At 38.8% G+C, this 15,664-nt stretch carries 9 protein-coding genes; 4 read left to right on the top strand and 5 right to left on the bottom strand.

What is annotated here, in order from left to right:
- The first annotated feature begins 637 nt into the window (after nt 1–637).
- Complete coding sequence (locus K0B81_06670) at nt 638–4,978, top strand: tetratricopeptide repeat protein (protein ID MBW6516281.1); 4,341 nt, start codon at nt 638–640, stop codon at nt 4,976–4,978.
- Nucleotides 4,979–5,099: 121 nt separating this feature from the next.
- Here the strand turns inward: K0B81_06670 and K0B81_06665 are convergent, their stop codons facing one another.
- Nucleotides 5,100–5,471, bottom strand: a complete 372-nt coding sequence (locus tag K0B81_06665; GenBank protein MBW6516280.1) for a Rid family detoxifying hydrolase — start codon at nt 5,469–5,471, stop codon at nt 5,100–5,102.
- A gap of 308 nt (nt 5,472–5,779) precedes the next feature.
- Between K0B81_06665 and K0B81_06660 the strand changes: the two genes are divergently transcribed.
- Nucleotides 5,780–6,820 (top strand): endonuclease, encoded by a 1,041-nt coding sequence (locus K0B81_06660; protein MBW6516279.1) that lies wholly within the window; start codon nt 5,780–5,782, stop codon nt 6,818–6,820.
- 35 nt (nt 6,821–6,855) lie between these two features.
- Here the strand turns inward: K0B81_06660 and K0B81_06655 are convergent, their stop codons facing one another.
- Nucleotides 6,856–8,421, bottom strand: coding sequence for a T9SS type A sorting domain-containing protein (locus K0B81_06655; protein MBW6516278.1), 1,566 nt, complete (start codon nt 8,419–8,421; stop codon nt 6,856–6,858).
- A gap of 332 nt (nt 8,422–8,753) precedes the next feature.
- On the opposite strand from K0B81_06655, the gene K0B81_06650 reads away from it, so the two are divergent.
- Nucleotides 8,754–9,515 (top strand): hypothetical protein, encoded by a 762-nt coding sequence (locus tag K0B81_06650; GenBank protein MBW6516277.1) that lies wholly within the window; start codon nt 8,754–8,756, stop codon nt 9,513–9,515.
- 11 nt (nt 9,516–9,526) lie between these two features.
- Nucleotides 9,527–10,966 (top strand): MBL fold metallo-hydrolase, encoded by a 1,440-nt coding sequence (locus tag K0B81_06645; protein ID MBW6516276.1) that lies wholly within the window; start codon nt 9,527–9,529, stop codon nt 10,964–10,966.
- A gap of 157 nt (nt 10,967–11,123) precedes the next feature.
- On the opposite strand, the gene K0B81_06640 is transcribed toward K0B81_06645, so the two are convergent.
- The 3 genes from K0B81_06640 to K0B81_06630 all read right to left on the bottom strand — a co-directional run bounded on the left by K0B81_06640 (nt 11,124) and on the right by K0B81_06630 (nt 15,433).
- A complete protein-coding gene (locus K0B81_06640) occupies nt 11,124–12,071 on the bottom strand; it encodes a hypothetical protein (protein MBW6516275.1) in 948 nt (315 codons plus the stop codon).
- A 505-nt stretch (nt 12,072–12,576) separates the two neighbouring features.
- Nucleotides 12,577–13,680 carry a DUF362 domain-containing protein gene (locus K0B81_06635; protein MBW6516274.1) on the bottom strand — a complete coding sequence of 368 codons (1,104 nt, stop codon included), beginning with the start codon at nt 13,678–13,680 and terminating at the stop codon, nt 12,577–12,579.
- Between the two features lie 187 nt (nt 13,681–13,867).
- On the bottom strand, nt 13,868–15,433 hold the full coding sequence (locus tag K0B81_06630) for a DEAD/DEAH box helicase (protein ID MBW6516273.1): 1,566 nt from the start codon (nt 15,431–15,433) through the stop codon (nt 13,868–13,870).
- Between the last annotated feature and the right edge of the window lie 231 nt (nt 15,434–15,664).

Here is a 15,664-nt window from a genome sequence, read left to right as displayed (position 1 = left end):
GATCAGATAGTCAAATGTTTTTTGGTAACCACATCCCAACAACTAACCCAATAGCGTGTGCTTGGGGTTTAACTTTTAAAAATCACTTAAGCTAGAGCATCTTACTTGTTTAGATATTTATTACTCTCTGTTACAAGATTAGAGAAATAAACGCCGGAGAGTATCGTTCTTCCGTTATCATTCCTGCCGTCTCATACTACATAGAAGTAGAATCAGGATAACTCTGTTAATTTTCATTCCAAACCTCTATTTCTTTATTCTTATACTTTACGAATGCCCAGGACGACATTATTCCCGCTTTTTGGTCAAGTGATATATGATGACAACCAACAAAAAAACTGAGGAGTTGAATAGTATAATGTTAGCAGCAGAGATCAAGACCGAGTTTGTTACAGAAGGTAATGTGATTTGCTCTGTAAAGCAAAGAGAAAACAGGAAACATATGATTACTGCAAAACTAAGTTAGAATACTGCATTGATTGATACAAGGACATTTATAGTTTCATTAGTATTGTCGTAACATCTATCAGTCAGCAATATTTCAACTTAAAAAAATATAGCTTTACAGATTTATTAGAAAATATTAGTAATAATTTGAGGGAATTTTGAGATTAGAAGGATATGATAGGGAGGCGATATGCGTTGTTTAGTTCCCGATTTTATTCTAAGGAAGGCAAGAGAGAAAGACTTTAAAGGGAGTTTTGATGCTTATGTTTTGAATGTTGATCTGAAAGGTTTTGCCCAACTCACCCATACTCTGATGAAGCAATCTGAAGAGAGCACAGAGGTATTGATCAATGTTATTAATGCCATCTTTACGCCATCAATAGAGGCAATACGGAAGCGTGGCGGTTTCATTGCTGTCTTTGCCGGAGACTCATTCACAGCAGTTTTTCTTAATAATGGAGCAGATAGACCCTTAAATGCTGCACTTAGCATTAGGGATTTCTTTTTGAAGAGTGGGCTGCAAAAGACTGAATTTGGTGATTTTGAAGTATCCGCCAGTATAGGTTTAGCTAAAGGCAAGGTCAGATGGAACATTATCCCTGCCAAAGAGAAATTTGCCTACTGGTTTTGTGGGGATGGATTCAATAGAGCAGTGGAAGCGAGAAAACGATCAGCAGAGAATCAGGTAGTAATAGAACAAAATATTCTCTCTGCAGTTGATAAAAAGAATATCACTACTGCTAAAATAGATAAACGATACAATATCTTAGAAAAATCCGAATTACCTGAAACATTAGCCGATAAATCCCTCAGCTGTTTGTCTCAGAAATTATTTATCCCCAAGCAGATCCTTGATCTGAAAATTGATGGTGAGTTCCGGGATGTACTCTCCTGCTTCATCAACTTAGCCGTACCCAATGACAAGCAAATCGGCAGGATCATTAACCTTTGTGAGAAGTATGGCGGTTATTTTAACAATATCGAGTGCTCGGATAAGGGATGGATCGCCTTAGTTTTGTTTGGAGCACCTGTTGCTTATGAAAAGAGAGCTACCAGAGCTGTCGATTTCGCTATTGAACTCCAGTCGCTATGTAAAAAGAATGTTAGGGTAGGATTATCTTACGGAAAGTCCTTTACCGGCTTCATTGGCTCTCGCAGACGGGGAGATTATACCGCTATCGGTATGGCTGTTAATCTGGCTTACCGTTATATGCAGAGAGCCGGATGGGGTGATGTTTGGGCTGACAATTATATCCGCACTGAAACGAGTAATGGCATTACCTATGAAAACTTAGGATGGGTAGAGTTCAAAGGATTTCCTAAGCCGATCAAAACCTTCCGCCTGCTCCCTAAAGTAGAGTGGCAATCTGCATCGGGTTATCGTACTGAGTTTATTGGCAGGATAACAGAACTGAACAAATTGGCAGAAACTTGCGAAGTTCTCTGGCAGGGAAAGTTTGCCGGTGTCACTTACCTTTACGGTGAAGCGGGACAGGGTAAATCAAGATTAAGTTATGAACTGCAAAAGAAGATGGGAGACAAAGCTCAGTGTTTTACATTAAAGACCGATTCTATTCACCGGCAACCCCTAAACCCTTTTAGTCACTGGATTAGACAGTTACTTACCACAAAGATGACCGGTAGTATTACAGAACGCAGAAAAGACTTCCGCCATAACTGGGCAGAGTTCAAAAAGAGGATGAAGCAATTAAAGATACCGAACACAAAGCTGCTGGAGATAGACAGGATCGAGTCTATACTTGCCGGACTTATAGGGCTGGAGTGGGAAGGGAGTATCTATGCCAATCTGGACCCCAGATACAGACCGGCAGTCAAAGGTTTTGCTCTCAAATCTCTCTTAGAGATCTTTTGCTCAGTCAAACCGGTCATACTGGTTATTGAAGACTTGCATTGGCTGGATCAGGAATCAGCAAATACTCTGCAGATACTGACCCGCAGAGCAGCAGCTATCCCTTTCAAGTTAATTCTTAACTCTCGTGTGCTTGATGACGGCACCAATCCGCAGATCAAACTAGATCCTGATGTCTTGACAGAGACCATTCAGCTTGTCGGACTTGATCAGACACAAGCTCAAGATTTAATGGTATCGATTTTGAAAAAAGATCTGGCATCTGATATTGTCGATTATGTCTATTCTATTTCTCAAGGCAATCCCTTTATCGTAGAGCAACTTACACAATATCTGCAGGAAACTGAGAAGTTCGAAGTACGTGATAACATTTACTACCTGAAAGATCAGACAGCAGAACTCCCAAAAGAGGTACAGGCAGTGATTGTAGCGAGATTAGACCGTTTAGATGCTGAGTTGAAACAGACCGTGCAGACAGCCAGTGTCTTAGGGCTGGAGTTTGCCGTAGCAGTACTCTGTAAAATGATAGAGACCATGGAACACCGTCCCGATGATATGAATGAACTGATCGTCAAGAGCCAACTGCACTATGGTGAACAGGAGCACATCTGGTATGCCTTGAGTGAGATAAAATATATTTTCAGTCATGCTCTTTTAAGAGAAACTGTTTATAACATGCAGCTCAAGAAACAGCTCAAGAAATTACACCGTCTCGCTGGTGAGATAATGGAGAAACTCTATCCGGAAGACAGAACTAAATATGCTGAGATCGCCGAACATTACTCTAAAGCTGATATTTGGGCTAAGGCGATTGATTATCACGAAAAAACTGGCAACTATGAAATGGAGAAAAATCACCTTGCTACGAGTATCGATTATTATCAATCTGCATTGAAGATTGCTCAAGAACATTTAGGCGATCGATACACTGAGATCGTCAGGATTTACAATTATTTGGGCTTAGCTTACTACACTCTAACCAACTATAACCAATCATTAGTTAATTATGAGCAAGCTTTGTCTATCCAATTAGAGAATTACGGAGAACAGAACGAGGATACTGCCTGGATTTTGTTCGGCATCGGTAGCGTTTACAGCAGCAAAGCAGAATATGAAAAAGCATTACACTTTTTAGAAAAGTCTTTAGCAATCAGGAAGGATATTTTGGGTGATCGGCATCCGGACGTAGCAGAAAGTTTGAACGGTATCGGAGTCGTTTACAGAGATAAAAGCGAATACGATCAGGCAATGAACTGTTTTGAAGATGCATTGGATATTCGCCAAGAGTTTGACGGTGAGCAAAGTAGTGATACTGCATCCGTTTATCAAAACATCGGCTTGATCTATGCATTTAAGGGGGAGTTCGAGCAAGCTCTGTCACATTACGAAAAAGCCTTATCTATCTGGAAAGAAACATCAGGTGAGAAAAGCAAGGATACTTCTATAGCGTATTGTAGTATTGGCAATGTCTATTCTGATACAGGAAAATATGACCAGGCATTATCTTACTTAGCAAAATCAGAGTCTATTCTCAAAGACCTTTTTGGCGAAAGACACGAAGATTATGCTAAAACCATTCATAACATTGGAGCAGTATATCTTCAGAAAGGTGACTTTGATACTGCACTGAGATATTTTGAACAATCGCTTAACATAGACAAAGAGATATTAGGAGACAGGCATCCGGATATTGCTAAATCTCTCAACAACATCAGCATATACTATGCTGAAAAGGGTGACGACAAAGAAGCGATAAAATATATGGAGCAAGCTCTATCAATCCAGAGAGAGGCACTGGGTGAACGGAATAGAGAAACTGCCAGAACACATCACAATATTGGTCACATATATTATGGACTCGGAGAGATTGAAAAAGCTATCGATAGTTTTAAACTATCGTTATCTATAAGTGAAGAAGTGTTTGGCGATAAGCACATTATGACTGCAAGTTGTATGAGAAGCATCGGGAGAGCTTATATTGATAAAGGTCTTTATGATGAAGCATTGGTTAGTTTAGAAAAAGCCCTCCAGATAGATAAAGAGCTTTTTGGAGAACAGCATATAAATACTGCTGCGGATCATGCTATTTTTAGTTTGGCTTTAAACCGTAAAAAAGATTATGATCGAGCAGTGATGAATGGCGAGAAAGCATTGGCGATAATGAGATTGGTAGTTGGTGATAAGCATCCCCATACTGCTGCTTGTCTCGCTGCTTTAGGAGAAGCTCATTTAGCACAAGGTAATTTGAAAACCGCTCTAAAATACTATGAGCAGGAATATGTAATCCAGAAAGAGATTATGGGAGAAAACCATCCTGATACTATTATGACTCATTTCAATATTGGTGATGTTTACTACTCTATGTGTAACTTCGACAGAGCATTAGAATATCATCTACAGGCATTAACTCCTATTAAAAAAATACTAGGAGAACGTCACCCGACTACCGGTTGTTGTTTTTATGCCATAGGGAATGATTACTTTGATAAAAAAGATTACCTCAAGGCAGTAGAACACTATGAACAAGCATTTTCAATAAATAACGAAGTGTTTGGTCTAAAGCATCCCGATACGATAAAGATATGTAAGAATATGGCTTCTGCTTACGAAAAAATGGGCAATGAGGTAAAAGCAGCAGAATATCGGGCTATGTTAGATTAGAAAAAAGAATAAATTTGCTATGAAGCGTCGAGAATAGCTGGCTTGATAGCAGAGACAATAATTTCCGAATACTTTGCCTATGCATGAAAGTTCAGACTATATTATCTACCTGATACTTTTCCTATTCATGAGCCATAAGTGATATCTCTACCGCCGCATTCAGAGGAATTCGCGCTACCTGTACCGTTTCACGTGCCGGATAAGGTTCGGAAAAAAATCGAGCGTAAATCTTATTAAGCGTTTCAAAGTGACAGATATCTTCTAAATAGACGGTAACCTTCATTACATTGGCAAAGGTCATATCACTGGCAGATAGTATGCTACTTAAACTATGAAAGATCAATTCTACTTGCTTTTCAAAGGAACTCGCTAATTTATTAGTGCTCGGATCAATGCCAATTTGACCCGTCACACAAAGTAAACCCTTATGATAAATTGCCTGAGAATATGGACCAATAGCCGCCGGTACATTACTCGTATGGATCGCTTTCATTTCAACCTCCTTTTTTCATTCAAAATATATCATTTCGTACAAAAAAATCTAATTAGTAACTCGTCTGATCTTGGTACAGTGGGACAACCTTTTTTACTCTTCTATTTCATAAAAAATCTTTTAATTGTCAATCTATTTTTCCTCAACAATTTATCTTTTTCAACTCATTATTCACTTAATTTGCTGACTTATTATCTGCTTAATGAATTCTATGACACCTACTTCATTATGTTTCCGACGCTTTGTATTTATTGACATAAACATGCTAAACTTTATTAAGTTCTTCATAAAAAAATTTCGAGGTTAATGTGAGATATATATTAGTTTTGCTATTTCTTTGTTCATTGCTGTCGGCTCAAATACCTGAAGGTTATTATGACGGAACGGAAGGTTTGACCGGAGAAGAGCTGAAAGAAGCGCTTCATAATATTATCAAGGACCATGTTTGCTTTTCTTATGCCAGTCTTTGGGATATTCTCAAAGATACCGACAGAGATCCCGATAATCCGGATAATGTGATACTGATCTATACCGGCTGGTCGGTAGATGCTGCACAGGAATACAATGAGGGTAATGGTTGGAACAGAGAGCATGTCTGGGCAGTTTCACATGGAAACCTCGGTACAGGTATGGGAGCAGGTACAGATGTCCATCATATACGCCCTTGCGACATTTCGGTCAATTCGGCACGTGGTAATAAAGATTTTGATAATGGAGGGGTTGAATACATAGACCCGGACGGCCCTACCGGATGTTATACTACTACTTATACTTGGGAACCGAGAGACGAAGATAAAGGAGATGTGGCGAGAATGATCTTTTATATGGTCGTTAGATATGAGGGTGTCGGAGGACCTGATCTGGAAATGGTCGACTATGCTCCTTCAGCACCGAATAATGAACCGTTTCATGGTGTCTTTTCAACTCTTTATGAATGGCATCTTGCCGATCCCCCTGACGATAGAGAGATATACCGAAACGATGTTATATATCACAACTATCAACAAAACAGAAATCCCTTCATAGATCATCCCGAATTTGCTACTTTGATCTGGTTTCCATCTTCTAATAATGATGATATCGTCGATATTTCCCCGATATATTATCTCTCACAGAACTACCCCAATCCATTTAATCCCTCTACTACGATTGATTTCCGGATCAAGGACGGAGATAGTGGGTTCTTTGAGATCTTTAATTTGAAAGGACAGTTAATACTCCTCGAAGAGTTTAAATCAGGTAAACATTCCATAAATTGGGATGCTGATGGATATCCTTCAGGGATTTATTTCTATTCGCTCAGATCGCCATCTACCAGACAAACAAGGAAAATGATCTTATTGAAATAATACGAACCCTTATTACTGTATCCTTTACTGTTGTATTATTTTAGTAACAGCATCTTGTTAGTAAAGATGTTATCATTAGTGGTTAATTGATAGAAATAGGTACCGGAAGGAAGTGGTTCACCTCTGAAATCCCTGCCATTCCAGATCACAAAATGTTCACCAGCTTCTTTCAATTCATCTAAGATCGTTGCAACCCTCTGTCCCCGGATGTTATAGATAACCAATTTAACTACACTCTGTTGACCAAGAAAGAATTTAATAGTTGTTTCCGGATTGAAAGGATTAGGATAGTTGGAAAGTGTTTTTTGAGAAATAGGGATAGAAATTTCGTCTGAACTCAGATATATCAATCCCCTTACATATGGATATCCATAGTTGACGTTATATTCCTCATCTGCTCCCCAGACATCTTCAAAATCCCAATTAACAAAGGTGTTTTCTGCATAGGGGAAGGTCATGCTCTCTGTAGTCCTGCCAAAACCACCTTGACTCTGACTCTGTCCGGAGGTTTCTATATTCCAATATGATAGTGCCACATAACCGGAAATTGCGCGTGTTCCAATTAAACCGCCAACATTTGTTGTGCCAGATACACTGCCAATACTGTAACAACGTAATACATCACCCCAAATAATTCCCACCAAACCGCCAACATGATTTACCCCAGTAACATTGCTGGCGCTATGACTATCTCTAATTAATACTGATCCAATATTGCCCACTAAACCGCCGACATATTGTTCACCTGCTACACTACCTTCACTGTAACAACCATATATAGTGCTTTGATACTCAGTATATCCTGCTAAACCACCAGTATTATATACTCCGGTGACACTTCCAGTACTAAATGAATTACTAATAACTGAATCTTCGATATTAACACCTGTAAGACCACCGGTTTGATATTCACCAATTACATCTCCGGTGCTGTATGATAAGTCTACAGCACTATAGAAACTGTTTGAACCAACTAATCCACCGACTGTTGAGTATCCAGTCACATTAGCATGACTATAGCATTGCAAGATATCACTGTATTGACTGATCCCAACTAAACCACCCAATAGTGAATAACCATTCACGATACCTATAGAGTAACAATTGATGACAGAAGAATTTTGCCCGATATATCCTGCAAGGCCACCTACAGAGTAATTGCCTGTTATCTCAACATCAACAACTCCCAGATTTGAAATATTTGACTCGTTTATTATCCCAAATAGACCCTGACGATCTGTTTCTGGTCTATTAATATAAATACCATAGATACTATATCCTGAACCATCATAATTACCTGAGAAAGGCATTTCTTCACCCATATTAATATAATAACCTATCGGCTCCCAACCTTCTCCATCATTCCAGTAAACTCCGCCTTCGCGGGTAGCCGTATAGAGGTCAATATCTGCAATTTGTACGAAATATTTGTTATGATGAGCTGACCCGATGTAATTCCTAACATTGTTCAGATGCCCTGCTGTCTCTATCTGCCATGGATCTGTTTGTGTACCGGAACCTCCGGCAAATTCCTGTGCTATTAAATGAAATATTGCTGTTGCTAAAACAGCAGTTAATAAAAGGTTCTTGAATACTCCCAAGATACTTCCTCCTAATTTGTTTTGTTGAATTTACTGGTTATCATGGCAATATAACGCTCTCTTTTCATGATTGATTTTATGCCTCTGTATACCGGACGTATCCTATCGACAAGTAACATGGTTGTCAATACTTATTATAAGAGTAATAGTAGTTTAAACAGCTATAATTGATCTCAGTGGAGAGACTTTTTATTGAGATCTCCTAATAAAACGACGAACTCACTGAACTGATCGCACAGGAATGATAGTTTAGATTCATCCGATGATAAAAATTGACAAGAAATAATCAAATGAGTTTGAAGTTATTCTTTAATGTAGATGGAGTAGAAAAAATGAAAAGAATCTGTTGGGTTTATTTACTGCTGATCTTAATTGCTCAAATAACCGCTCAATCGGTTTACACAGATACAGAGATTTTCGTACTCGATACAATAGATCCGTTATTAAGCTTGATTTCTCCGATTGGTGGCGAGATCTGGTACAGTGGTGGTAATCAGAATCTTCTCTGGATAGCAGAAGATACTAATATGGCTGCCAATCCGATATCATTGTGGTTTCGGCACAATGAGAATGAGGATTTCGTTCTAATTGCTGCTGATTATGAGAATAGCGGTAGTTATGCCTGGGAAGTACCGTTTGATGAGAGCTATGACGCAGTAATCAAGTTTATTGGACGAGATTGCTTTGGAAATTCAACTGTGAAGATAACAGAAGATACTTTTTCCATCATCCATCCCCCACCTGCTCCACCTGAAAATGTTCAAGTTGATATCTCCAATAGGATCGATGCCATAATATCATGGGAGCCGGTAACAGAAACAATAAACGGTGTTCCGATAACTCCTGATGGATACATCATTCTTTATAGTGATACTCCCTACGAAGATCATAATTTGTATAATTTTTTAGCTTACATAACGGAAGGAACCAGTTTTACTCACCCGGATATACTGATTGAACACGACAAAATGTTTTACTCAGTTCTTGCCTATCTAGATGATGGAGACCCTTTGACGCAAGTCCTAAACTATTTTCAACATAGCTACGAAGAAAAAATTTCGTGGGATGAGATCATGAAAATGTTTTCTAAGTAAGGTGGTGATAATTGAGAAATTTTTTAATCATTTTACTATTCTTTCTCTTTTGTGGTTACGTTTTTGCAGAGTTATTTGAAAACCTGACAAATAATAGAACAGCACCAATAATATCCAATACCAGTGTGGCTCAAAGAACCGACGGGAGTAAGCTTGTTGATATCTATTATGATCTATATGTAGCTAATAATGGGCAGGCAGAGATCAGTCTCTTGCTCTCTGATAACGGTGGAGATACTTTTGAATTTATTCCTGATCCCGAACTTCTGTCCGGAGATGTAGGGCAAGATATTTATGCCGGAGCAGGCAAACATATCATCTGGAATGCCGGCGCAGAAGAGGAGAGTTTTGATGGTGATCAATACCGCTTCAGGATCATTGCTCATGCCGATATGCTCATCACGGAGCTATTCATCCATGAGAACAGATTTCATCTGTCGACTACTGAACCGGTTGATGTTAAATTCACGTATCAACCTCAAAACGGTAACGGGTTCCTCTTTGAATCATATTCTACCGGTGAATTGAGAGATTTCATTGTCATGCCTCTCCCAGTTGAAGCAAGTGGTATCGATTATATTTTCGATCTGCAGATCTTTGGGGCAGATACTTTGCTGGATACTTTGTTCTTCTTCACCTCAACAAACCATACCTATCCCCTATTACGAGTAGATTTTGTTGATGTCGCTCAGGGAGACGGAACATTGATCCAAACACCCAAAGGGCATGTTATCGTCGTTGACGGTGGGTATGGTACTTATATACCGAGTTTTGCCAATCCTTATCTGGAATGGCATGGTGCCGGATATCCCTTTATGTTGAACTATGTTATCAGTGAAAATATCCAACAGATTACATATCTTATTGAAACTCATAATCATATGGACCATTGGGGTGGATTAGCAAATATCAGAAATCATTTTGGTTACCCTTTTAATGAGCAATTACGCCCCAATAACACATTAGGTTACCAAGTTGGTGATTATCTCAATATTGACTCGGAGGTTAGTTTCCAGATATTGAATATTGGTTATCCACCGGGTAACTATTCCGGAGAAAACAACAAATCCATCGTTTTACGGATAGAATACGGTGATGTTACATATTTACTGACCGGTGACATAGAAAGTCAGGTAGAGAATTATCTGGTTAACAGCAATTTTAATTTATCTGCTGATGTTCTGAAGGTAGCACATCATGGTAGTAATTCCTCATCTACAGCCAATTTTCTTAATGCGACTCTTAACAGGAACATTAAAATCGCTACGATCAGTTTTGGTACAGGTAATCCCTATAATCATCCCCGCAGTTTAGACCGCTTTTCAGAGTTTGATGTATATGGTACTAATCTGCCATCAAATACTTGGGATGGCGATAATTACAGATTTGATGTCGGTAATATTAAGACATACACTGATGGAAATATAATTATCGTCGGTTACGCACAGTAGATATAGACTAAATATTACAATCCCTGCCACAAATAGGACGGAGTCCTATAAAGATCATTAAACGCATTTAAGATATGCTCAAAAAAAGAAGTTGCCATACCGAGGTATGGCAACTTCTAACTTTTAAGAATTGAGCTATTGTTCTAATCTACCAGGATTATTTAGCTCCCTGAGCTCCCGGTAAACCACTCACTAAAACATCTAAGTGAATTACATAGTATCGATAGTAAGGTACCATTACTGTTAGATCAGTTCCTTTATATGTCGTAAATAAACCAGAAGGTGGTCTTACACTCGGTAAATCTCCTTCGGCATAACCTTGAATTTTGACCGGTTCTGAACCAGCTTGTAAACTCATGTAGGGACCTAAGTTAATTATCAAATAACCATCATCATAAGTAACACTGGCACCAGGGATAAGATTTTGTCCGGCATAAATAGCTTGAGTTGCTGGTCCTTCCGTATCAAAGTAATACCACCAAGCTGCTCCTCCACCAGGATAATCTCCACCATATGCAGTTTCTCCTTCACCGTTGCCATTACCATTACATTGTATTGTGTACTCAGCATAGAACCACCAACGAGGTCCTGGACCAGGTTCATCGCCACCCCAAGCAGTCTCTTTTTCAATGATTTCATCATCATCACCTAATTTTACAACTACTGCATGAGCAGCAATTACTATGGTCTGCTCGCACTCAAAATCATAAAGAGACAGATCAATTATTTCAGTATATTCAGTTAAATAATTGTGTACCTCTTTGTAATCAAAATGCCCGGGAATGGGTGTTCCATTATGATTCTGTGGAATTCCTGATAATGTTGCAGCAACATGAACATGAGTTTCAGTTAATAACCAACCGTCTATCAGGCTAAATGTTACCCAAAGATACTCATCATCATTATAAATCGATAAAGTACCTGCAAGGATGTTTTGACCTGCCCATATCGGATATTCAGCAGGTACAATCTCTCTTGCATTTGCGGAATAAAGAATGCCGGTTTCATAAGATTGCGGTTCTGTAAGATTCGGCATATTTTGGCATCCAACAAGGACAACCAACATAACACTTAATAAAAACATTAATTTAAAAATCGATTTCATATTTACCTCCTTTGAAATTCGATCAATTTATAACAAAAAAAACTCTGATCTCGCATTATATCTTGCTTGATCATTCATAATAAATACAAAACTTGAATCAACATGTTTCATTAATTAGTTGTTCCTAATAGCGACATTAACTCTCTGATCTTCGCTAGCGCGAGTTTGCTTAACGATATTAAGTTCGTCATGAAAAAAAATAAAAAATAACTAATTACTCTTGCCTTTAACTCCTCGATCTTTTCCTTTTTTAAATCGAGCAAAATCTCTCACCTAAACTTAACATAAAAGATCTATACTTTTTTGTATGTGGCAAGTATTTTTTAATATCCAAAATATGTCAAGTTTTTTTCGTTTTTTTTTTACATGCCCCTGTTTTTTCTTAGAAATTAAATACTTTTTTCAGATAGCATAACCGGGTTCGGAAGCAGTAATAGAGAAGAGTTTTTCACGGTTCTTAGTCGAGTTCATGTAAAACTTTCCGTTGTTTTTATCCTCTCTCCTGTTATTCTTCATCAATATCCACCAGCCGGTAATTCATATTACCCAGTCCCAGCTCATGGGCATATCGGATCTGATGTTTACCACTGACAGCATTAACTTGCAGAAAAGTATCTTCACAGTCATGTTCCTGATCGATCAGATCATGACTGGCTGCTTCGATAGCTACTATATCGGTCGAAGCGAGAATCCCAATATCATCCATGAAGGGACCAGGTGCATTAGGAACACAGTCACAACTCCTGCTGATATTTGCCAAAACATTGATATAAACCATCTTTCGTTCTTGAGATAGTACCTGAGCATATTCCACCAATCTTTCCAGAAAAGCATCCTGCCTGTTTTCGCTCTTGGGTTGATAAAAAACACCGGTCGGACAGACAGATATACACATTCCACAGGCGATACAATCGAGATGATTGATATTTACCGGTCTGATCGTAATAGCGCTTACCGGACAGGCTTCTACGCAGATATTGCACTCGATGCACTTAGAATCATCATAGATTGGATAATTACCACGATGTAAGAAACGTTTCCCCTCTTTGGAAGCTAATCCCATGGAGACATTTTTAATAGCTCCACCGAAACCAGCACTACCATGCCCCTTGAAGTGCGAGAAGATCAAATATCCGTCATAATTGGGAAAATGGCTGCCAGTATAGACCCTGCTAAAGTGTTTTGTTTGAGTATCATAAGCAATATTAGCTTCACTGTCCAGAATATCTATGGGAGCGAAATCAAACCCGTGCCGCCTGGCAAGGGCAATATGAGATTCAGTGCTACCCCTTGGTCCTCCATACAAGACATTGGTCTCTACCAGAGTAGCATCCAGCTTTAGGCAAAGATCTTTAATCAGATGTGCCGGAAGGAAATTCGGGTTTCTATCTTCTCCAAAATGAACTTTAATGGCAATTTCCCCTTCTAACTCCCCCTCTATCATGCTATAAATCCTTTGCACTGCCTCAGAACTGATTTCGCGTGTGAAATAAACCACTGAACCAGTAGAATCTGTTGTTGAATTTTCTGAAAAAGACCGAGATTCTACATTTTTACAGCCAGTGATTACAATAACTAAAATAATTAATAACAACTTGATTTTGTGCATAATGACTCCTGACTACAGAATTCTTCAGATTTATCGTAGGTCAAGAAAATACTAACTTCTCATTATTCAAGCTCAAGAGCAGTACAAAGTCATAAAAGTAAAGTGTCGTCTTTGCAAGTATCTAACCAATAACCTCTGATCTTATCAACCAGATAATCATCAAATGAAAGAGTTAGTTTAATATTCTTTATACATTAACATTAATAGATATTCCGTGATATTTAGTGCGCTTGAGGGCTTTTACTAACGAACTTTCGTATCGAGCATCGAGTTCGACGAAACTCTGATTACCGGTAATATCAATTCTACCTATCTCGATACTCTTCGCCACCCTCAGACGATTGATCAATCTCATCAGTTCACGTTTGGTGAGCCCATGGTTTGAACCGATACTCAATCGGAATTTCTTTAGGACCACATTTTCTTGTTTTCTCTCTTTTCTTTCAGCTCTGACTGTCTCCAGGTCACGATTATCCCGGTAATAACTGAGAAACCTGTTAAACTCTACCGAGACAAAACGCTGGATCAGCTCTTCTCTGTCTAACCAGCTCAGTTTCTTATACACCTTTGGTAAGAAGGACTCAATCTGCTCTTTATTAACCTCTACCCGCTCAACATTATCTATCAAGTGAAATAGCTGTTTTTCACAGATGTCCCTTCCACTCGGTACAGGAGTGAGAACGATCTCTTTTCCGAGCCGTTTTTCTATTGTTTTCATTGGTCCGATCTCTTTACTGTGGATAATACTAAGGGCAACACCGCTCTTTCCGGCTCTACCGGTTCTTCCTGTCCGATGGATATAGACTCCCGGTTCTCCGGGAAGATGATAATTGATAATATGGGTTAGATCATCCACATCCAAACCACGAGCTGCTACATCGGTTGCTATTAGCAATTGGACATATTTTCTGCGAAAACGGTCCATAACCATTTCCCGCTGCCCCTGTGACAGGTCTCCATGCAGGGCATCAGCATTGTATCCATCATGTTGTAGCTTGTTAGCAATCTCTTGGGTCTCTTTTCTGGTTCGGCAAAAAACAATACCGTAGATTTTGGGATTCATATCGGCTATCCGCTTGAGAGCGAGATATTTATCACGAGCCTGAACTTTATAATAATAGTGCAGGATATTATCTGCTCCCTTGTTTTCACTGCCGGCACTGATACGATGAGGATTCTTCATGAAAGTCTTTGCCAACTTCTCGACCTCGCGGGACATAGTGGCTGAAAAAAGCAGGATCTGCTTCTCTTCAGGACTGTGACTCATGATACTAAAAATATCCTCCTTAAAACCAATATTCAGCATCTCGTCAGCTTCATCAAGTATTAAAAGACTGATCTGATCTATCTTGAGAACCTGTTGTCTGATCATGTCATAAACTCTGCCGGGAGTTCCAATAACGATATGAGCACCAGCTTTAAGAACATCTTTTTGTCTATTGATTGAAGAGCCACCGTAGATGGCAGCACATTTGATGCGGGGAAGATATTTAGCATAATCAATAAAATCATTGTATATCTGAAGACACAACTCTCTGGTTGGGCATAAGATAAGTGTTTGAACAGCATCGACCTCGATATTGGTCAAAGCAAGGGTTGGAAATCCAAAGGCAGCGGTTTTTCCGGTGCCGGTTTGGGCAAGAGCTATCAAATCCTGTTCTGATTCCAGTAACCAAGGGATCACCTGCTCCTGGATCATTGTAGGATTGGTAAAATTTAAATCTGCTGCAGCACGTTGTATCGGCTCAGGCATAACGATTTGTGAGAATTTAATCACATGGGGTTCCTTTAAATTTGAATTTGAGACAATCTTTTCTCTGAGGTTTAAATGTAAAGGTTTATTATTGGTAACGAAATCTATTAATATCATCTCTAACTACTACAATCCACTTATAACTATCCCATAAGCTAAAAGATCATGTGAATTAAAAATAAAAGGCAAGTTGAAATATTAGTTGACTAAAAATCTAAAAAAAACTATATT

It is taken from the genome of Candidatus Cloacimonadota bacterium, from assembly GCA_019429305.1.
Classification (GTDB): Bacteria; Cloacimonadota; Cloacimonadia; order Cloacimonadales; family JAJBBL01; genus JAHYIR01.
This window is presented reverse-complemented; position numbering and strand designations above follow the sequence as displayed.

Excerpts from the sequence above, each read along its gene's own strand:
- K0B81_06630 (MBW6516273.1), bottom strand. The coding sequence starts at position 15,433 with ATGCCTGAGCCGATACAACGTGCTGCAGCAGATTTAAATTTTACCAAT.
- K0B81_06640 (MBW6516275.1), bottom strand. The coding sequence starts at position 12,071 with ATGAAATCGATTTTTAAATTAATGTTTTTATTAAGTGTTATGTTGGTT.
- K0B81_06650 (MBW6516277.1), top strand. The coding sequence starts at position 8,754 with ATGAAAAGAATCTGTTGGGTTTATTTACTGCTGATCTTAATTGCTCAA.
- K0B81_06670 (MBW6516281.1), top strand. The coding sequence starts at position 638 with ATGCGTTGTTTAGTTCCCGATTTTATTCTAAGGAAGGCAAGAGAGAAA.
- K0B81_06665 (MBW6516280.1), bottom strand. The coding sequence starts at position 5,471 with ATGAAAGCGATCCATACGAGTAATGTACCGGCGGCTATTGGTCCATAT.
- K0B81_06635 (MBW6516274.1), bottom strand. The coding sequence starts at position 13,680 with ATGCACAAAATCAAGTTGTTATTAATTATTTTAGTTATTGTAATCACT.